Below are 17,994 nucleotides of genomic sequence, written 5' to 3'. Positions count from 1 at the left end.
CGGGCGACCAGGCCCGGCCGCCCGCTCCGCCCGGCCGCTGGTCACACGGCGGGGCACACTGGTGCCCGAAAAGCAGAAAAACCCCAGTTCAACTGGGGTTCTCGCGAGTGTCCGAGGGGGGACTTGAACCCCCACGCCCGATAAAGGGCACTAGCACCTCAAGCTAGCGCGTCTGCCATTCCGCCACCCGGACCAGGTGTCTGTCGGCTGGGCGGTGCCCGTTCCGACGTGGAAAACCATAGCAAACATCCAGGCGTGCTCGATCACACGGCCGGTCGCCCCCGGAGGGGTGTGACGAGGACGTGTCAGCGGCATTACCGCCTTGGGCTGGGCGGGCCGGCGCGGGAGTATGGACGGTGGACCACGCCACGGGTGGCTCCCGCCCGGGGGCGGGCAGCGCGCGGCGTCACGAACGACGAGGAGGCAGCGTGAGCGAGTCGAACCCGGCAGGGACCGGTTCCACCACCGTCACCGGTGAGAATGAGGTCGTCGACCTGTGCCGGGACCTGATCCGCATCGATACCAGCAACTACGGCGACCACTCCGGACCCGGTGAGCGCGCCGCCGCCGAGTACGTCGCGGAGAAGCTCGCCGAGGTCGGCCTGGAGCCACAGATCTTCGAGTCGCACCCGGGGCGGGCCTCCACCGTCGCGCGCATCGAGGGCGAGGACCCCTCGCGCCCCGCACTGCTGATCCACGGGCACACCGACGTCGTCCCGGCCAACGCCGCCGACTGGACGCACGACCCCTTCTCCGGGGAGATCGCCGACGGCTGCGTCTGGGGCCGCGGCGCCGTGGACATGAAGGACATGGACGCGATGACCCTCGCGGTCGTGCGCGACCGGCTGCGCACCGGGCGCAAGCCCCCGCGCGACATCGTTCTCGCCTTCCTCGCGGACGAGGAGGCGGGCGGCACGTACGGGGCGCGCTACCTGGTGGACAAGCACCCCGGCCTCTTCGAGGGCGTCAACGAGGCGATCAGCGAGGTCGGCGGCTTCTCGCTGACCGTCAACGAGAACCTGCGGCTCTACCTGGTGGAGACGGCCCAGAAGGGCATGCACTGGATGAAGCTCACCGTGGACGGCACGGCGGGCCACGGGTCGATGATCCACAAGGACAACGCGATCACCGAACTGAGCGAGGCGGTGGCCCGGCTGGGCCGGCACGAGTTCCCGGTACGGGTCACCAAGACCGTCCGCTCCTTCCTGGACGAGCTCTCCGATGCCCTGGGCGTACCGCTCGACCCCGAGGACATGGACGCCACGCTGGAGAAGCTCGGCAGCCTCGCGAAGATCATCGGGGCGACGCTGCGGAACACCGCCAACCCGACCATGCTCGGCTCCGGTTACAAGGTCAACGTGATCCCCGGGCAGGCCACCGCCCACGTGGACGGCCGCTTCCTGCCGGGGTTCGAGGAGGAGTTCCTCGCCGACCTCGACCGCATCCTGGGGCCGCGGGTCAAGCGCGAGGACGTGCACGCGGACAAGGCCCTGGAGACCACCTTCGACGGGGCACTGGTCGAGGCCATGCAGACGGCGCTGCGCGCCGAGGACCCCATCGCGCGGGCCGTGCCCTACTGCCTGTCGGCCGGCACGGACGCCAAGTCCTTCGACGACCTGGGCATCCGTGGCTTCGGCTTCGCGCCGCTCAAGCTCCCGCCGGAGCTGGACTTCGCCGGCATGTTCCACGGCGTGGACGAGCGGGTTCCGGTGGACGGGCTCAAGTTCGGCGTCCGGGTGCTCGACCGGTTCATCGACGCCTGCTGAGCGCGGGTCGCCGCCCACGGCGTGGGCGGCGACCGCTGACGGGACGGCACCGGTGGGTCCGGCATCGGTGCGTTCCGCAAGTGACGCTCGGGGCGTTAACTGAGAAGAGTGAACGCCCTGTTTGACGCGTTGCTCGATTACCTCCTCTTCGTTACAGGGTGTGCGGTCCGCGGCTGGGGCCGCATTGCCAACAAGGAGGAAGAATGATCAAGAAGGTCGTCGCCGCTGCGGCTGCCACTGGTGGCCTGCTGCTCGCTGGCGCGGGCGTTGCCGCCGCCGACTCGGGCGCCCAGGGTGCCGCTGTCGGCTCTCCCGGCGTGGTGTCGGGCAACAACGTCCAGGTGCCTGTCCACGTGCCGGTGAACGTGTGCGGTAACACGGTCTCCGTGATCGGGCTGCTGAACCCCGCCGTGGGCAACACCTGCATCAACAAGTGACGTGATGACTCACTCCCGTAGGGGGTGAGACCCGGGCGGCCCCGGAGTGCGCGCCATGCACTCCGGGGCCGCTGGGCATTGGCGCGGGCGCGGTCACGCACTCGCGTATTCCGGACGGCAAGAATCAGGGGAACCAAACCTATGCGACAGGTCGCGAAGAAGGGCCTGATCACCATGGCCGCAGCCGGCGGCGTGCTCGCCGTGGCAGGCGGCTACGCACACGCGGACTCGGCCGCACACGGCTCCAGTTCGAACTCACCGGGCGTCCTGTCGGGCAACAACGTGCAGGTACCTGTGCACGTCCCGATCAACGCGTGCGGCAACACCGTCGACGTCGTCGGTGCGCTCAACCCGGCCGTCGGCAACAGGTGCGCCAACGTGGACGGCCACGCCGCCAAGAGCAACGCGGGCCGGGCGGGCGACGCCGGCAAGGCCACCGGAGCCCGGCAGCCCAAGCCCGCGGGGAAGGGCGCCTCGGGTGAGCGCCGCGAGATCACCCGCTCCGGCGGGGGAGCCCAGGCGGTCGGCGGGGCGCACGGCTCGCCCGGCATCGGCTCGGGCAACAACGCCCAGGTGCCGGTGCACGTGCCGGCGAACGTGTGCGGCAACACCGTCAACGTCGTCGGACTGTTGAACCCGGCTGTCCGCAACAAGTGCGGCAACGTGACCGGCCCCGCCTCCCACGAGGAGGCGCACCAGCCGCCCACGCGCGAGCGCGAGCGTGAGCGCGAGGAGGTGACGTCGCCGAAGCCGCAGCCGAAGCCCGAGCCGCGGCCCGAGCCCGGGGACAAGCCGGGGCCCACGGAGAAGCCGCGCGCCGAGCAACCGCCGGCACCGCGGGTCGAGACGCCGTCGGGGACCGAGACGCACATGGAGCGTGGCGAGGAACTGCCCGCGTCCCGCTCCGAGCGCTCCGCCGGACCCGTCGAGCGGGTGGTCGCCGAGACCGCCGAGCAACTCGCCGAGACGGGCGCCGGGACCCTGGCCATCGCCCTGCCCGCCAGCGCCGGCCTGCTGCTCGCCGGCACGGTGCTCTACCGCAGGGCCCGCACCACCCGCACCGCCTAGCGGCCGAGGCGCCCGGCGTCCGGTGCTGGTCGACCGAGCACGCCGGCGCCCCGGGCGGGCGTCGCCCGCCGGCAGGCACGGCTCGTGAGCGGCGCGGGCCCCGTCCGTACGGGGCCCGCGCCGCTCTACCAGGTAGCGCGGAGTTGCCGGATGATCCGGCGGCGCAGCCGCACCCTGCGGCTGCCGTCGGGGTTGAGCCGTAGGCGGTCCAACTCCCAGTGTCCGTACTCGGCATGGTCGGTCAGCAAGCGGGTCGCGGCCTTGCGGGAAACCCCCCGAGGCACATACACATCGCAGAATTCGTATTCCGGCATCGCATCTATTGTGCGGGAACTGGCCTGGTACGGATAGCGTCTGCCCTATGTCTGATGCTGCGCAGCCATCCGCTGCCGAGGTACGCGCCGCCGCCGAAGCGGTCAAAGCCGCACTGGACCGGCACCTCGATGCCGTCGAGCGGCGGGTCGGCGGGGACGACCCGGCCGTCTACGCCGCGTTCAACGAACTGGCCGCGGCTGCCGAGACCTATGACGAACTCCTCTACGACGCGTACGACGAAGTCACGCCCTTCGAGATCCCCGGCGACGACTCCCTGCCGGCGTACGACGGGCCGGAGGAACCGAGCGCCCTCAGCGTGCTGATCCGCCGGGACTACGCGGTGGCGGAGCCGCAGCGGCTGCTCTCGCAGGCCCAGCGGATCGCCGACCTGGACCCGGACGGGGCGTCCGGCAACGGCCTGCCCGGCAAGGGCGCGGCGGCGGCCGTCGGCAGCAGCGTGCACGCCGCGCTCGGCGTTCTCTTCGGCGAGTACGAACCCGATGAAATCGCCTCCCGGCACAAGGAGTTCGGCCTTGAGGAGGGCGATTCCACGCTCTGGGTGGCCGCCGCGGACGAGCCCGCCGACCCGGGGGAGTGGCTGGCGGCGCCGTTCGACCACGCGGACCCGCAGCGGATCGTGTGCCGCTTCGACGTGAGCGCGGTCTTCGACGAGGAGCCCGACGACGCCGACGACGACCTGGAGCTCATCGACCCCGAGCCCTGACCCGCCCCGCACGAGCCGGCCCCGCACGAGCCGCCCCGCACGAGCCAGCCCAGCCGCACCGGGCCCCCGGCGAATCGGGGGCCCGGCCGGGCGGCCGGGACGGGCCTTCGCGGCGGCTCGCCGGGGCGGCCCCAGGCGCTGCGCGCCGCCCGGCGGTGCGTCGCGCGGGTCAGGCCGTCGCGTTCTGGGCCCGCAGCAGGGCTCGCAGGCGCGTCGTACGCTCGGCGGCCGGGACCTCGGCCACCGCGTGCGGCAGGGCCGGGCCGGCGCCGTGGACCACGGACAGGTGCCGCTCGCCACGGCTGAACGCCGTGTAGACCCAGGCCCGGGTGAGCAGCGGGCCCGCGTCCCCGGGGAGGACGACGACGGTCGCGGGCCAGCGCCAGCCGGCCGCCTGGTGGGCCGTGACCGCCCAGCCGGGCCGCAGGGTGTCGGCGACCCGGGCCCGCGGCACGAGGACGTCCTCGCCCCCGCAGTCGAGGCGCAGCCCGTCGGGCTCGGCCGCGGTCACCGTGCCCGTCACGGTGCGCCCCGGGGCCGCCGCGTACGCGACCCGGTCGCCCGGGTCGAAGCCGCCGAACCGGCCGGGGCCGGGGTTGAGGCGCTCCTTGAGGGCGGCGTTGAGCGCCCGGGTACCGACCGCGCCGCCGTGCCCGACGGTGATGACCTGGATGTCGGGCACCGGTACGCCGATCGCCCGTGGCACCGAGTCCGCGACCAACTGCACGGTGCGGTGCACGGCGTCGCCCGCGTCCCGCACGGGCACGATCACCACTTCCTTGCCCGGTGCCTCCACCTGCGAGAGCTCGCCGATGCCGATGCCGGAGACCAACTCGCCGATCGGGCCGGGGTCGGGCGTGCGGGAGACCACCTGCGGGCAGGCGCGGGCGGCCACCACGTCGGCGAAGACCCGGCCGGCGCCCGCCGACCACAGGACCCCCGGGTCGCCGCTGAGCACCAGCCGCACGCCGTCCGGCAGCGACTCGACCAGCGCCGCGGCGGCCTCCACGTCGAGCTGGGGGGCGTCGAGGACGGCGAGCAGGTCGAGCCGGAAGGCGCCGTCCGCGTCCCGCCCGGGCCCCTCGGCCCCGGCGAGCAGCCCGGCGACCGTGACCGCCAGCGCGGTGGGCAGGCCGCTGTCCGCCAGCGCCGCGCCGAGCCGCCGGCGGCCGTCGTCCGTGTGCGCGGCGGCGTAGGCGCGCAGGCCGCGCGCGTGCGCGGCGGCGACCAGGGCCACGGCCTCGGCCCGGGCGCTCTCACCCCCGCTGTGCGTCACGAGCCCGTGCCCCGCGGCGGCCCTGACCAACTCGACGGCCGACGGCGAGGGGGCGGCGTCGGCGAGCGCCTCCCAGTCGGGCGCCGGGCCGGCCGCCTCCGCCTCGGGCTCAGCGTCGCTCTCGCGAGCCGCGTCGCTCTCGGGGGCCGCGTCGGTCTCGGGCCGCGCGCCGGGCGTGGAGTCGGCGGCGGCGTCCGGTTCGAAGGTGTTGATCACTCGGGCCAGGCCGTCGGCCAGGCTCTCCTCGGCCAGTGCGTACCGGTCGAGGCCCAGCAGCACCCGGACCGGCTGTTCGGCCTCGTCGTCCTCGGTGGCCGGGGCCGCCCCCGGGGTCTCCAGGGCGTCCTGGAAGACCAGCACCACGCCCTCCGCCACGGCGTCGCGCAGGGCCTCGTCCGGGTCCGGCACGGCGTGCTGGGCGAGCGCGTCGCGCAGCGTGGCCGACTCGCGGGCCGTGTGGCCTTCGAGCGCCGCGCGCTCCAACAGCCAGGTGACCAGCGCCCGGGAGCGGCGCTCGTCACCCGGGCCGCAGTCCGGGCCGAGCAGGGCCCGCGCGAAGCCGTCCGCCTGCTCGGGGCGCACCCCGGGGACGGCGAGCAACTGCCACGGATCGTCCCGCAGGACGGGGCCGGCCCCCTCGCCCAGGGCCCGTACGACCTGTTCGGCGAGGTGCGGTGGCGCGCCGCCGGCGGCCAGCACCTGGCGCATCTCGTCCAGCTCCGCCGGCCCGCCCGCGGCGCCCGTCGACGGCACCCGCGCACCACCGGCCGGTGAGCCGACGCCGGACGGGCCGGCTCCGGATCCGGCAGCGGCCGGCGCCCCCGCCGTGGCGGTCGGGGCCGGCCCGGAAGCAGGCGCTCCGCCCGAGCCGGCGCCACCCGACGGGGCCGTCGGGACGCCGCCGGCCGGACCCGCGGGACCGGCGGCGTGCGGGGTGGCCGCCTGCGGGGCGCCCGACGTCGGCGCGGCGTGGCCGGGGGAGTCCGGCCGCGCGCCGCCGGGTCGGGCCGCCGCCGACCGGCCTCGCGCGCTGGTGAAGAACGAGGCGGCGTCGGCCTCGCCCCGCTCGACGGCGCGCACCGCGGCGGCCAGCGCCTCGGCCGCGGCCGACCGCTTCCCGCCGCCGGCGGACCCACCGGCGGCGGCCTCGCCCTCGCTCGGCGCCGCGACCCGCGCGCCGCCCGTGGCCTCGGCGGCGGGTCCCGCCTCCGGGCCCGCCTCGCTCACTTCGCCCGCCTCGCGCGGTCGCGCGTCGGCCTCGCTCGTCGGCTCCGCCTCATGTGGCGGCTCGTCGGCCTCGCCCGCCGGCTCCGCCTCGGATGGCGGCGCCGGTCGCTGGTCCGCCGTGGTGTCCGGGTCGGCCGTGGCCTCGTCCGCTTCGGGCTCGCCGGGCCGCTCGGCCTGGCCTCGCGGAGCCGTCGCGGGGGCCGGGTCCGCGGGGGCCTCGGGGTGGTCCGGCGAGGGGGCCGGAGCGGTGGCGTCCTCGCGCGGTGCGGGGTCTCCCGCGGTGGGGGAGGCGGCCTCGCCCGCGGGGCGGTCGGAACTCACAGCGTGCTCCAGTCGTGATCGGGATAGCGGTGCACGGGCGCTGAGACGTCGTCCAGCGCCTGGCAAATCTCGTCTGGAAGCGTAAGCGCCTCCACTGACAAAGCCGCCCTGAGCTGCTGCGCGGTGCGCGCGCCGACGATCGGGGCGGCCACTCCCGGGCGGTCCCGCACCCAGGCGAGGGCCACCTGGAGCGCGGTGGCGGCCAGCCCGTCGGCGGCGATCGAGACCGCGTCGACGATCCGGCTGGCCGCGTCGTCCAGGTACGGGGCGACGAACGGCGCCATGTGCTCCGACGCGCCCCGCGAGTCCGCCGGGGTCGCGTGCCGGTACTTGCCCGTCAGCACGCCCCGGCCCAGCGGCGAGGACGGCAGCAGCCCGATGCCGAGGTCCAGGGCGGCGGGCAGCACCTCGCGCTCGATGCCGCGCTGGAGCAGCGAGTACTCCATCTGCGTGCTGGCCAGCCGGGTCCGCGGGCCCGCCGACGCGAGTTGCCAGGTGGCCGCCTTGGCGAGCTGCCAGCCGCAGAAGTTGGACACCCCGGCGTAGCGCGCCCGGCCGCTGCTGACCGCGATGTCCAGGGCCTGCAGGGTCTCCTCAAGGGGGGTCGTCGCGTCGTACGCGTGGATTTGCCACAGGTCCACGTAGTCGGTCCCCAGGCGTTCGAGCGAGGCGTCGAGGGCCGCCAGCAGGTGGCCACGGGAGCCGTCGAAGCGGCGGTCCGGATCGGGCACGCTGCCCGCCTTGGTCGCGATGAGCAGGTCGCGGCGCGGCACCAGGCCGTCGAGCAACTGGCCCAGCAGGTACTCGGCGCTGCCGTCGGCGTACACGTCGGCGGTGTCCACGAGCGTGCCGCCCGCGTCCCAGAACGTCTTGAGCTGGTCCGCCGCGTCGTGCTCGTCGGTGTCCCGGCCCCAGGTGAGCGTGCCGAGCCCGATCCGGGATACGCGCAGGCCCGTACGGCCGAGGTGCCTCTGCTCCATGAGGGCTGACATTACTGGCCTGGCCACGGCCCGTGGTGGCCTGTGGATAAGCCAACACTGCCGCGGTGGACATATGCGCGCTAGAGTCCCCGCCGTAGGGACGTTACTGATGGGTAAGGGGAGTGGCATGCGGCTCGGTATCAACCTCGGCTACTGGGGTGCGGGAATGGACGCGGACAACCTCGCCGTCGCGCAGGAGGCGGATCGGCTCGGGTACTCCGTGTGCTGGGCGGCCGAGGCGTACGGGTCCGACGTGGCCACCGTGCTCTCCTGGGTCGCCGCGCAGACCGAGCGGATCGACGTCGGCTCGGCCATCTTCCAGATCCCGGCGCGCACCCCCGCGATGACCGCCATGACCGCCGCCACCCTGGACTCGCTCTCCGGCGGCCGGTTCCGGCTCGGCCTCGGCGTCTCGGGCCCGCAGGTCTCCGAGGGCTGGTACGGCGTGAGGTTCGACAAGCCGCTGGCCCGCACCCGCGAGTACGTGGAGATCATCCGCAAGGCGATGGAGCGTACGCCGCTGCGCCACGAGGGCCAGCACTGGACGCTGCCGCTGCCGGACGGCCCCGGCAAGGCCCTCAAGCTGACCGTGCACCCGGTGCGCGAGCGCATCCCGCTCTACATCGCCGCCATCGGCCCGAAGAACCTGGAGCAGACCGGCGAGATCGCCGACGGCGCGCTGCTGGTCTTCTTCGCCCCCGAGCACGCCGAGGAGACCACGCTGGGCGCGCTGCGGGCGGGCCGCGCCAAGGTGGGCAAGGACCTGACCGGGTTCGACCTGGTGCCCACCGTTCCGCTGGCCGTCGGCGATGACGTACGGGCGCTGGCCGACCAGTTCCGCCCGTACACCGCGCTGTACGTGGGCGGCATGGGCAGCGCCAAGCAGAACTTCTACAACAAGCTCGCCCAGCGCATGGGGTACGAGCAGGCCGCGGCCGAGATCCAGGAGAAGTACCTCGCCGGCGACAAGAACGGCGCCGCCGCCGCCGTGCCGCACGAGCTGATCGACGCCACCGCGCTGGTCGGACCCGTCGAGCGGATCGCCGACCGGATGCGGGCCTACGCCGAGGCCGGGGTGACCACGCTGTCGCTGGCGCCCGCGGGCTTCACGCTGGAGGAGCGGGTCGCCGGCCTGCGGGCGGGCGTCGAGGCGCTGGAGCGCGCCGGCCTGGCCTGAGCCCCGCGGCGGCGAGGGCCGGAAAACCGGAAAACCGGAGAAGAGGTCGCGGCCGTGGTGGGGGCTCGGGGGTCTTCCCCGCCACGGCCGTCACGGAGGACAACGCCCCACCCGGCGGCGCGGTTACGGGCCCCGAGGGGCCGTCCCGTCACCCGAGTGGCCCAGACGCCCACGGCACCTGTTGCCCCCCATGGCACGCGGCATTCGACTGGTTCTCCACGCATGTGTCGCGTGTCGCTCGACGGAGGTGGCGATCATGCTCTCGGCCCGCGGTGTCTTCCAGGAGATCCTCGACAACGACGACTCCTTCCGGCTCTTCTGCTCCATCGCGGCCAGCGGCGAGTCCCAGGGCGGCTGGGAGAACGCCCGCATCGCCGCGCTCGTGCCCGAGCGGGAGCGCGCGATGACGGCGAAGATCGCCCGGCACGGCGCGGACGAGGACAAGCACGGCCGCATCTTCCGGGCCCTGCTGCGCAAGCGCGGCCTGGAACCGGTGGCCGTGCCGCCCGAGACCGACTACACGATGCTCCTCGAACGCCAGGGCATCGGCCTCGCGCACGACAAGCTGCGCCGCGACGAACCGCTGACCGAGCGCGACATCGTCGCCTACCTCGCCCACAGCCGGGTCACCGAGCAGCGCGCCTCCGAGCAGATGCGGCTGCTGCGCAGGCACTTCGCCGACCACCCCGACGTCGGCCGCGCGGTCAGCATGATCTCCGACGACGAGGACAACCACCTCGCCTACTGCCACGAGGAGTTGCTCCGCCTGGCCGCGGCCGGCTACGGCCGCATGATCCAGGCCCTGCTGCGGAAGAGCGCCCGCGCGGAGATCCGGGTCCACCGCGGGGTGAGCCTCGCGGTGATGGGCCACATGGGACGCCTGCTGGGCTGGCCGAGGGCCAGGAGCGCGCTGCTGGCCGCGGGCGTGCACGGGATGTACGGGTACGAGGCGGCCGGCGGCTGGCGGCGCATGGTCTCCCTGCGGATGCCCGAGCGGCGCGACGCGCTGGGCGGGCCCGCGACGGCGCCCGAGTTCGCCTGACCCGGCGCGCGGACGCCCGCCCGGCCGGGCCGCCGGCCGTCCCGGCGGCGCCCGGCCTCACAACCAGCCGCGCCGCTTGAACAGCCGGTGCAGCACGACCATCGAGACCACCAGCAGCACGAGGACGGTGGGGTAACCCCACGTCTGCCGCAACTCCGGCATGTGGTCGAAGTTCATGCCGTAGACCCCGGCGACCATGGTGGGCACGGCGGCCATCGCGGCCCACGCGGAGATCTTGCGCATGTCGTCGTTCTGCCGCACGCCCATCTGCGCCAGGTGCGCCGCCAGGATGTCGGACAGCAACCGGTCGAGGTTGTCCACGTGGTCGTTGGTGCGCGTCAGGTGGTCGCTGACGTCGCGGAAGAACGGCTGCGAGTGGCGGTGCACGAAGGGGACGGTGGCGCCCGCGAGCCGCGCCATCGGCTCGGTGAGCGGAGCGGTGGCCCGCCGGAACTCCAGCACCTTGCGCTTGAAGGCGTAGATCCGGCCGGCCGAGTCGCCCCTGCCCGCGCCGTCGGGCGTGAAGACCTCGGCCTCCAGCGTGTCCAGGTCGGTGTGGAGCGCGTCGGCGACCTCCAGGTAGTGGTCGACGACCGCGTCCGAGACGGCGTACATCACCGCGGTCGGGCCGTGTTGCAGCACGTCCGGGGTCCGCTCGAGGCGGCTGCGCACGCTGCCCAGCGGGTTGGCCTCGCCGTGCCGCACGGTCACCACGAAGCAGTCGCCGATGAAGATCATCACCTCCCCGGTGATCACCGCCGTGGTCTCCTCGTCGTACTGGATCGGCTTGAGCACCAGGAACAGCGAGTCGTCGTACACCTCCAGCTTGGGTCGCTGGTGGGCGCGCAGCGCGTCCTCCACGGCCAGCGGGTGCAGCCCGAACTCGCTGGTGACCTGGTCGAACTCGGCCGCGGTCGGCTCGTACAGGCCGATCCACAAGAACGCGTTACCTCTCGCCCGCGCCTCCTGGATGGCGTCGGAGAAGTCGGCGGGCCCCGGTGTGCGGCGCCCGTCGCGGTAGATGGCACAGTCCACGATCACCCCGGGAATTCTTCCCGCCCTGCGTCAGATATGCATGGTGAGTGCTCACGAGGCAGGTCGTACGCTTTCAGGCATGCCCACGCTGATCCTGATCCGGCACGGCCGGTCCACCGCCAACACCTCGGGAGTCCTCGCCGGCTGGGCGCCCGGTGTGACGCTCGACGGGCGGGGCCTGGCCCAGGCCGCCGGCCTGCCCGCACGCCTGGCGGAACTGCCGCTGGCCACCGCCGTGTGCAGCCCACTGCCACGCTGCCAGGAGACGCTGGCGCCGCTGGTCGCCGCCCGCCCCGGCCTGCGCATGCACACCGACGAGCGGATCGGCGAGTGCCACTACGGCGACTGGACCGGCCGCAAGCTCGCGGAGCTGGCCGGCGAACCGATGATGGAGGTCGTGCAGCGGCACCCGTCGGCGGCCGAGTTTCCGGGGCCCGACGGCGAGACGATGCGGGGCATGCAGAACCGGGCCGTGGACGCGGTGCGCGACTGGAACGCCCGGGTCGCCGCCGAGCACGGCGAGGACGCCCTCTACGTCATGTGCTCGCACGGCGACATCATCAAGTCGCTCGTCGCCGACGCCCTCGGCATGCACCTCGACCTCTTCCAACGGATCTCCGTCGAGCCCTGCTCCGTGACCGCCATCCGCTACACCCGGCTGCGCCCCTTCCTGCTCCGGCTCGGCGACACCGGCGACCTCGCGGGGATCGCGCCGCGACCGGACGAGGAGCAGGGCGCGAGCGGGGACGCCGCGGTGGGGGGTGGCGCGGGGGCACCGTGATCTCCGCGCGCAGTAGGGTGGTTCCGCGCATGAGACCGTGGTCCTGGCACCCAGGACGGCGGACCCAGCGGCCCACCGCGGCCGGGCCGCACCGGCCGTCGCAGCACCACCGCAAGCCGAACCGTCGAACAAAACTGGAGCAGGACGTTGTCCCGTCAGGTGTTCCTCTATGACCCGCCGGACCGCTTCGTCGCCGGTACGGTCGGGCTGCCTGGCCGCCGTACCTTCTTCCTGCAGGCGACGGCGGCCGGTCGCACCACCAGCGTCGCGCTGGAAAAGGCCCAGGTCGAGGCGTTGGCCGAGCGGATCGACGAGCTGCTCGACGAGGTCGTGCGGCGCACCGGGGGCAATGCGCCGGTGCCGGCCGTCGCGCCCGCCGAGATGACCGACACGGCGCCGCTGGACGCCCCGGTCGAGGAGGAGTTCCGGGTCGGGACCATGGCGCTGGCCTGGGACGGCGAGGAACAGCGCATGGTGGTGGAGGCGCAGGCCCTCGTCGAGCTGGAGGCCGACACCGACGAGGACCTGGCCGAGGCCGAGGAACGGCTGCTGCAGGACGATGTGAACGGGCCGCCGATGCTTCGGGTGCGGCTCACCGGCACCATGGCCCGGGCGTTCGCCAAGCGCGCCCTGGAGGTCGTCAACGCCGGCCGCCCGCCGTGCCCGCTGTGCAGTCTGCCGCTCGACCCGGAGGGACACGTATGCCCGCGCCAGAACGGCTACCGCAGGGGGGCCTGACGCCCCGACCGGCGGCGTCCGCGGACCGCTCGGTGGCGGACGCGCCGTCGCCGCGCGAGGTGCTGGCCGCCGGCGAGCTGACGGTGCGCGGCCAGGTGACCGACGCGTCCAACGCCGTGCTGTGGTGCACGGTCACCCACCGCGGGCACAGCCTGGAGTGCGTCTACAAGCCGGTGGCGGGCGAGCAGCCGCTGTGGGACTTCCCCGACGGCAACCTCGCCCGACGCGAGGTCGCCGCGTACGAGGTCTCCGAGGCCACCGGGTGGGGCCTGATCCCGCCGACGGTGCTGCGCGAGGGCCCGTACGGCGAGGGCATGTGCCAGCTGTGGATCGAGACCGCGGACGGCGACAGCGACACCCCGGGCCCGCAACTGCTCGCGCTCGTCGAGGGCGGCGAGCCGGGGCCCGGCTGGAAGGCGGTCGGCCACGCGGACGTGGGGCAGGGGCGCACCGCGCTGCTCGTGCACGCCGACGACCCGCGGCTGCGGCGGCTCGCGGTGCTCGACGCGGTCATCAACAACGGCGACCGCAAGGGCGGGCACCTGCTGCCCACCGCGGACGGCGCGGTGTACGCCATCGACCACGGGGTCACCTTCCACGCGCAGGACAAGCTCCGCACCCTGCTGTGGGGCTGGGCGGGGGAGCCGCTGCCCGAGGAGGCCCGCCAGGTACTACGGCGACTTTCGGCCGACCTGGCCGAGTCTCGGCCGCTGGCCGCCCGCATGGCGGAGCTGATCACCACGGCCGAGTTGGACGCGCTGCGCGGCCGAATAGCCGATCTGCTGCGGAGCGGCAAACACCCCGAACCCAGCGGCCAGTGGCCCGCGATCCCCTGGCCCCCGGTCTGACGCAGCACGTCACGGGGCGGGTCGGCAAGACCGCCTATCGCGCCAAGACACCCGAACCGGTTCGTAGCCGGATGCCGCGTCCGGTTACGCTCATGTCATGTATGCCTGGCCCGCTTCTGAGGTTCCCGCCCTGCCCGGCAAGGGCCGCGACCTCCGGATTCACGACACCGCGACCGGAGCGTCGATAGCCATCGACCCCGGCCCCGTCGCCCGTATCTACGTCTGCGGCATCACGCCGTACGACGCCACCCACCTGGGACACGCGGCGACCTACAACGCGTTCGACCTCGTTCAGCGCGTGTGGCTCGACACCAAGCGGCAGGTGCACTACGTCCAGAACGTCACCGACATCGACGATCCCCTGTTGGAGCGCGCGGTGGCCAACGGCGACGACTGGACCGCGCTCGCCGAGCGGGAGACGGCCCTCTTCCGCGAGGACATGACCGCCCTGCGGATCCTGCCCCCGCGCCAGTACATCGGCGCGGTCGAGTCCATCCCGCGCATCGTCCCGCTGGTGGAGCGGCTGCGCGAGCTCGGCGCCGCCTACGAGGTGGAGGGCGACATCTACTTCTCCGTCGAGTCCGACCCCGCGTTCGGCGGCGTCTCGGGCCTCGACGCGCACGCCATGCGCCTGCTCTCCGCCGAGCGCGGCGGCGACCCGGACCGCCCCGGCAAGAAGAACCCGCTCGACCCGATGCTGTGGATGGCCGCCCGCCCCGGCGAGCCGAGCTGGGACGGGGCCTCGCTCGGCCCCGGCCGCCCCGGCTGGCACATCGAGTGCGTGGCCATCGCCCTCGAACACCTGGGCATGGGCTTCGACGTGCAGGGCGGCGGGTCCGACCTGGCGTTCCCGCACCACGAGATGGGCGCGTCGCACGCCCAGGTGCTGACCGGCGAGCACCCCTTCGCCAAGGCGTACGTGCACGCCGGCATGGTCGCCCTCAATGGCGCGAAGATGTCCAAGTCCAAGGGCAACCTGGTCTTCGTCTCACAGCTCCGGCGCGACGGCGTGGACCCGGCCGCGATCCGGCTGGCGCTGCTCGCGCACCACTACCGCGCCGACTGGGAGTGGACGGACGGCGTGCTGACCGAGGCGCGGGAGCGGCTGGACCGCTGGCGCGCCGCCGTCTCCCGCCCGGACGGCCCGCCGGCCGACGACCTGGTCGACGAGGTGCGCGCGGCCCTGGCCGACGACCTCGACGCGCCGACCGCCCTCGCGGCGGTGGACCGTTGGGCCGAGCGCCAGGCCACCACGGGCGGCACGGACGAGGGCGCGCCCGGCGTGGTCTCGCGCGCCGTGGACGCGCTCCTGGGCGTGGCGCTGTAGCGGCTGCCGCCACGGCGACGTGCGAGGAGGGTGGGTGGTGGGCCACGGCCCACCACCCACCCTCCTCGCGTCAGCCCCGCGCGCTCGCCCGAGCCGGGGCGCGGCCCGGACTCAGGCGTCGCCGTCGGCCTCGTCGCCCGCGTCCTTGTCGGGCCCGCCGGACCCGCCGGACCCGCCGGCCCCGTCGGTCTCGCGGCCCGCGTCCTGGTCGGGCCCCTGCTCGGGCTTGCCCTCCTCGGCCTCGCCCCGCCTGGCCCGCTCCGCCTCGCCCTCCGCGCGGCCCTCGGCCCGCTCGGCCTTCCCGGCTTCCTCACCCCGGGGCTTCGCCCTGCCCGCCGGTCGGCCGTCGCCGGTGGCGGCGGCCCCGTCCGGCTCGGCCTTCGCCGCGTCGGAGGACTCCTCCCGGGGTTCGTCCCGGGGTTCGTCCCGCGCGGTCGACCTGGTCGGGCGCGCCCGGCCGCTGCCGGGGTCGCGCAGATACGAGTCGCGGCTGTCGGCGACGCCGGAGTCGCTGGCGTGCCCGCCGGGCCCCGGCTGTCCGTCCCGGCGCCGCAGGTAGCGCTCGAACTCGCGCGCGATGGCTTCGCCGGACGCTTCCGGCAGCTCCGCCGTGTCCCGTGCCTCCTCCAGCGACTGCACGTACTCGGCCACCTCGCTGTCCTCGGCGGCGAGCTGGTCGACGCCCAGTTGCCAGGCTCGCGCGTCCTCCGGCAGCTCGCCGAGCGGAATGCGCAGCTCCAGCAGGTCCTCCAGCCGGTTGAGCAGGGCCAGCGTGGCCTTCGGGTTGGGCGGCTGCGAGACGTAGTGCGGCACGGCCGCCCACAGGCTCACGGCCGGGACGCCGGCATGCGTGCACGACTCCTGGAGGATGCCGACGATGCCGGTCGGCCCCTCGTAACGGGACTCCTCCAGGTCGAGGCTGCGGGCCAGATCCGGGTCCGAGGTCACGCCGCTGACCGGCACCGGCCGGGTGTGCGGGGTGTCGCCGAGCAGTGCCCCGAGGACCACGACCATCTCCACGCCCAACTCGTGCGCGAAACCCAGGATCTCGTTGCAGAACGAGCGCCAGCGCATGCTCGGCTCGATGCCCCGCACCAGCACGAGGTCGCGCGGCTTGTCGCCGCCGGTCCGCACCACCGAGAGCCGGGTGGTCGGCCAGGTGACCTTACGCACCCCGCCGTCCAGCCACACGGTCGGCCGGTTGACCTGGAAGTCGTAGTAGTCCTCGGCGTCGAGCGCCGCGAAGACCTCGCCCTTCCACTCCCGGTCCAGGTGCCCGACCGCGGTGGAGGCGGCGTCTCCGGCGTCGTTCCAGCCCTCGAAGGCACAGATCATGACCGGGTCGATCAGCTCGGGAACCCCCTCAAGCTCGATCACCCAGCGCCTCCTTCCGACCGGGGTGGTCGGGTGACCCCGCCGGTTCCAGTTCCGTTGCGTGCGGCCCCAAGCCTACGGCTTCTCCGGCCCTGACCCGCAGCCCCCGGGCGCCCATGGCATTCAGCTCGTGGCGTGGCGCCCGCGCTCCGCTCGGCGCGCGCCCCGCCCACCGCCGGGCACCGGCCCCGGCTTCCGCATCGCCCCCGGCGGGCCCGGGCCACCGAGCCGGCCGCGACGGGGAACTGCCGACGCGTCAGGGCCGGCCCGGCGGCGCGGCCGTGGGCCGGTCGGGCGCGCACCCGGAGGCCGGACGACAGGTGCCCCAGTCGCGTCGGTAGGCGGCCCAGTCGGCCTCGGTGGCCGCGAAGTCGACGTACAGCGCGACCCCGAACCGCTCGCGGTGCCGGTCCGCACGGGTCAGCCCCAGCTGGACGCCGCGCACGGCCGCGGCCACGGTCTCGGCGGCGGCGCGGTGGCCCGGGTCGTTGGTGTGGAAGAAGGGCAGCCCCATCAGCAGGTCGGTCCGCTCCGGTGTCACCTCCAGGGCCAGTTCCGTCTGGTGTGCGACATAGCCCCCGTACAGGCTCTCCAACGGCATCGCCGTGTCGTACGACATGACCGCGATCTGGTCGACGCGCCGGGCCACCTGCCCGAAGTACCGCTGGGACCACCACTTGGGGCGGCCGGTGAGGGCGCCGAGCACGGTGTGCGCGGCGGGCAGCGGGTCGATCTGGTGGGCGGCGACCGAGAGCACGCCGCCGCCCGCGCGCACCGCCGGCCGGGCCCGCTCCAACAGCCGCAGGAAGTCGGCGTTGCCCGAGTGCGTCGGCTCCAGGTCCAGGTGGACGCCGTCGAACCCGGCGGCCAGCACCTGCCGGGCGCTGGCCACCACGCGCGCGCGGGTGGCGGCCCGGTCCAGCCGCATGCCGTCCTCGCCGCCGTAGCTGAGCGCGTCGCCCAACCAGGCGTGCACCCGGACGCCCGGCAGCCGCCGGCGCGCCGCGTCGATGAGCCAACGGGCCCGCGGATAGGCGCTGGTGGGCAGCGTCCCGTCGTGTTCCAGCGGCCCGGCGTGTACGTACAGGTCGCGCAGGCCCGTGCCGTCGAGCCGCCGGCCGAGCGCGGCCAGGTCCGCGTCGTCGCGCCGCCCGTCCACCCAGGCGTGCCCGAGCCAGATCGCGTCCCGCCCCCGGGTCCGGGCGTCGGGCGCCGGGTCGCCCGAGTACGCCAGGCGCAGCGCGAGGCCCGCGGTCAGCGGGGGCAGGAGCAGCGTCAGGGCGAGCGCCACCGCCGTGCGCGCCAGCAGCCGCCGGCTGGGCCGCCAGCGCCGCAGCCGGTGCCAGGCGGTGCGGCAGGCCGTCGCCGCCGCTCGTCGCCGGCCCTCCGCCGGGCGGCGCCACGGCGCGGCCCACCGTTCCCGTAACCGTCCCCACCACGCGCCCCACGCGGTCGAACCTCGCAACGAGCCACCCCCCGTGCCGTCGCGTCATCGTACGACCGGGCGCGTGGCGCCGCGGGCAGCACGGAGGGGAGGGGCCCCGGGCGGAGCCCCTCC

16 protein-coding genes and 1 tRNA gene are annotated in these 17,994 nt (G+C 74.6%); 10 read left to right on the top strand and 7 right to left on the bottom strand.

Going from position 1 to position 17,994, the window contains the following annotated elements:
- Positions 1 to 108: 108 nt before the first annotated feature.
- Positions 109 to 193 (bottom strand) — tRNA-Leu (locus AC3CHW_RS05180).
- Positions 194 to 428: 235 nt separating this feature from the next.
- Between AC3CHW_RS05180 and AC3CHW_RS05175 the strand changes: the two genes are divergently transcribed.
- From AC3CHW_RS05175 to AC3CHW_RS05165, 3 genes are all read left to right on the top strand, one after another.
- Positions 429 to 1,766 carry a M20/M25/M40 family metallo-hydrolase gene (locus AC3CHW_RS05175; protein WP_176164835.1) on the top strand — a complete coding sequence of 446 codons (1,338 nt, stop codon included), beginning with the start codon at positions 429 to 431 and terminating at the stop codon, positions 1,764 to 1,766.
- A 203-nt stretch (positions 1,767 to 1,969) separates the two neighbouring features.
- Positions 1,970 to 2,203 (top strand): chaplin ChpH, encoded by a 234-nt coding sequence (gene chpH / locus AC3CHW_RS05170; RefSeq protein ID WP_398610936.1) that lies wholly within the window; start codon positions 1,970 to 1,972, stop codon positions 2,201 to 2,203.
- A gap of 141 nt (positions 2,204 to 2,344) precedes the next feature.
- A complete protein-coding gene (locus AC3CHW_RS05165; RefSeq protein WP_398610937.1) occupies positions 2,345 to 3,271 on the top strand; it encodes a chaplin in 927 nt (308 codons plus the stop codon).
- A 125-nt stretch (positions 3,272 to 3,396) separates the two neighbouring features.
- Here AC3CHW_RS05165 and AC3CHW_RS05160 read toward each other — a convergent pair whose 3' ends face one another.
- Positions 3,397 to 3,585, bottom strand: a complete 189-nt coding sequence (locus AC3CHW_RS05160; protein WP_018537156.1) for a DUF5703 family protein — start codon at positions 3,583 to 3,585, stop codon at positions 3,397 to 3,399.
- Positions 3,586 to 3,632: 47 nt separating this feature from the next.
- Here AC3CHW_RS05160 and AC3CHW_RS05155 point away from each other — a divergent pair, with 47 nt between their 5' ends.
- Positions 3,633 to 4,310, top strand: a complete 678-nt coding sequence (locus tag AC3CHW_RS05155) for a hypothetical protein (protein ID WP_398610938.1) — start codon at positions 3,633 to 3,635, stop codon at positions 4,308 to 4,310.
- A 169-nt stretch (positions 4,311 to 4,479) separates the two neighbouring features.
- Here the strand turns inward: AC3CHW_RS05155 and AC3CHW_RS05150 are convergent, their stop codons facing one another.
- Complete coding sequence (locus tag AC3CHW_RS05150; protein WP_488469694.1) at positions 4,480 to 7,134, bottom strand: helix-hairpin-helix domain-containing protein; 2,655 nt, start codon at positions 7,132 to 7,134, stop codon at positions 4,480 to 4,482.
- Entirely contained in the window at positions 7,131 to 8,114 is a 984-nt protein-coding gene (locus AC3CHW_RS05145) for an aldo/keto reductase (RefSeq protein WP_176164840.1), read from the bottom strand. Before AC3CHW_RS05145 ends, AC3CHW_RS05150 begins: the two co-directional genes overlap by 4 nt.
- Positions 8,115 to 8,241: 127 nt before the next feature.
- On the opposite strand from AC3CHW_RS05145, the gene AC3CHW_RS05140 reads away from it, so the two are divergent.
- Positions 8,242 to 9,291, top strand: a complete 1,050-nt coding sequence (locus tag AC3CHW_RS05140) for an LLM class F420-dependent oxidoreductase (RefSeq protein ID WP_176166539.1) — start codon at positions 8,242 to 8,244, stop codon at positions 9,289 to 9,291.
- Positions 9,292 to 9,547: 256 nt separating this feature from the next.
- A complete protein-coding gene (locus AC3CHW_RS05135; protein ID WP_398611013.1) occupies positions 9,548 to 10,333 on the top strand; it encodes a ferritin-like domain-containing protein in 786 nt (261 codons plus the stop codon).
- Between the two features lie 57 nt (positions 10,334 to 10,390).
- On the opposite strand, the gene corA is transcribed toward AC3CHW_RS05135, so the two are convergent.
- Positions 10,391 to 11,383: a magnesium/cobalt transporter CorA gene (corA, locus tag AC3CHW_RS05130; protein ID WP_488470967.1), complete on the bottom strand. Its 993-nt coding sequence runs from the start codon at positions 11,381 to 11,383 to the stop codon at positions 10,391 to 10,393.
- 64 nt (positions 11,384 to 11,447) lie between these two features.
- Here corA and AC3CHW_RS05125 point away from each other — a divergent pair, with 64 nt between their 5' ends.
- From AC3CHW_RS05125 to mshC, 4 genes are all read left to right on the top strand, one after another.
- Positions 11,448 to 12,149, top strand: coding sequence for a histidine phosphatase family protein (locus AC3CHW_RS05125; RefSeq protein ID WP_488469693.1), 702 nt, complete (start codon positions 11,448 to 11,450; stop codon positions 12,147 to 12,149).
- Between the two features lie 147 nt (positions 12,150 to 12,296).
- A complete protein-coding gene (locus tag AC3CHW_RS05120; RefSeq protein WP_176164842.1) occupies positions 12,297 to 12,887 on the top strand; it encodes a DUF3090 domain-containing protein in 591 nt (196 codons plus the stop codon).
- The gene (locus AC3CHW_RS05115) at positions 12,851 to 13,735 is read left to right on the top strand and encodes an SCO1664 family protein (protein ID WP_488469692.1); all 885 of its coding nucleotides are present in this window, start codon (positions 12,851 to 12,853) and stop codon (positions 13,733 to 13,735) included. The genes AC3CHW_RS05120 and AC3CHW_RS05115 overlap by 37 nt, the downstream gene beginning before the upstream one ends.
- 97 nt (positions 13,736 to 13,832) lie before the next feature.
- Positions 13,833 to 15,062, top strand: a complete 1,230-nt coding sequence (gene mshC / locus AC3CHW_RS05110; protein ID WP_459247334.1) for a cysteine--1-D-myo-inosityl 2-amino-2-deoxy-alpha-D-glucopyranoside ligase — start codon at positions 13,833 to 13,835, stop codon at positions 15,060 to 15,062.
- Between the two features lie 111 nt (positions 15,063 to 15,173).
- Here mshC and AC3CHW_RS05105 read toward each other — a convergent pair whose 3' ends face one another.
- Positions 15,174 to 16,439: a PAC2 family protein gene (locus tag AC3CHW_RS05105; RefSeq protein WP_488469691.1), complete on the bottom strand. Its 1,266-nt coding sequence runs from the start codon at positions 16,437 to 16,439 to the stop codon at positions 15,174 to 15,176.
- A gap of 253 nt (positions 16,440 to 16,692) precedes the next feature.
- Entirely contained in the window at positions 16,693 to 17,901 is a 1,209-nt protein-coding gene (locus tag AC3CHW_RS05100; protein WP_488469690.1) for a glycoside hydrolase family 18 protein, read from the bottom strand.
- Positions 17,902 to 17,994 lie beyond the last annotated feature (93 nt).

The sequence above is a fragment of the Streptomyces sp. MGP-BFMKR1 genome, assembly GCF_057766585.1.
The sequence above is the reverse complement of the archived record's forward strand: the minus strand, read 5'-3'. Positions and strand labels throughout refer to the sequence as shown.

What these genes read in the sequence shown, in the direction of transcription:
- chpH (WP_398610936.1), top strand. Translation starts at nt 1,970, where the DNA reads ATGATCAAGAAGGTCGTCGCCGCTGCGGCTGCCACTGGTGGCCTGCTG.
- AC3CHW_RS05165 (WP_398610937.1), top strand. Translation starts at nt 2,345, where the DNA reads ATGCGACAGGTCGCGAAGAAGGGCCTGATCACCATGGCCGCAGCCGGC.
- AC3CHW_RS05160 (WP_018537156.1), bottom strand. Translation starts at nt 3,585, where the DNA reads ATGCCGGAATACGAATTCTGCGATGTGTATGTGCCTCGGGGGGTTTCC.
- AC3CHW_RS05155 (WP_398610938.1), top strand. Translation starts at nt 3,633, where the DNA reads ATGTCTGATGCTGCGCAGCCATCCGCTGCCGAGGTACGCGCCGCCGCC.
- AC3CHW_RS05145 (WP_176164840.1), bottom strand. Translation starts at nt 8,114, where the DNA reads ATGGAGCAGAGGCACCTCGGCCGTACGGGCCTGCGCGTATCCCGGATC.
- AC3CHW_RS05140 (WP_176166539.1), top strand. Translation starts at nt 8,242, where the DNA reads ATGCGGCTCGGTATCAACCTCGGCTACTGGGGTGCGGGAATGGACGCG.
- AC3CHW_RS05135 (WP_398611013.1), top strand. Translation starts at nt 9,548, where the DNA reads ATGCTCTCGGCCCGCGGTGTCTTCCAGGAGATCCTCGACAACGACGAC.
- AC3CHW_RS05125 (WP_488469693.1), top strand. Translation starts at nt 11,448, where the DNA reads ATGCCCACGCTGATCCTGATCCGGCACGGCCGGTCCACCGCCAACACC.
- AC3CHW_RS05115 (WP_488469692.1), top strand. Translation starts at nt 12,851, where the DNA reads ATGCCCGCGCCAGAACGGCTACCGCAGGGGGGCCTGACGCCCCGACCG.
- mshC (WP_459247334.1), top strand. Translation starts at nt 13,833, where the DNA reads ATGTATGCCTGGCCCGCTTCTGAGGTTCCCGCCCTGCCCGGCAAGGGC.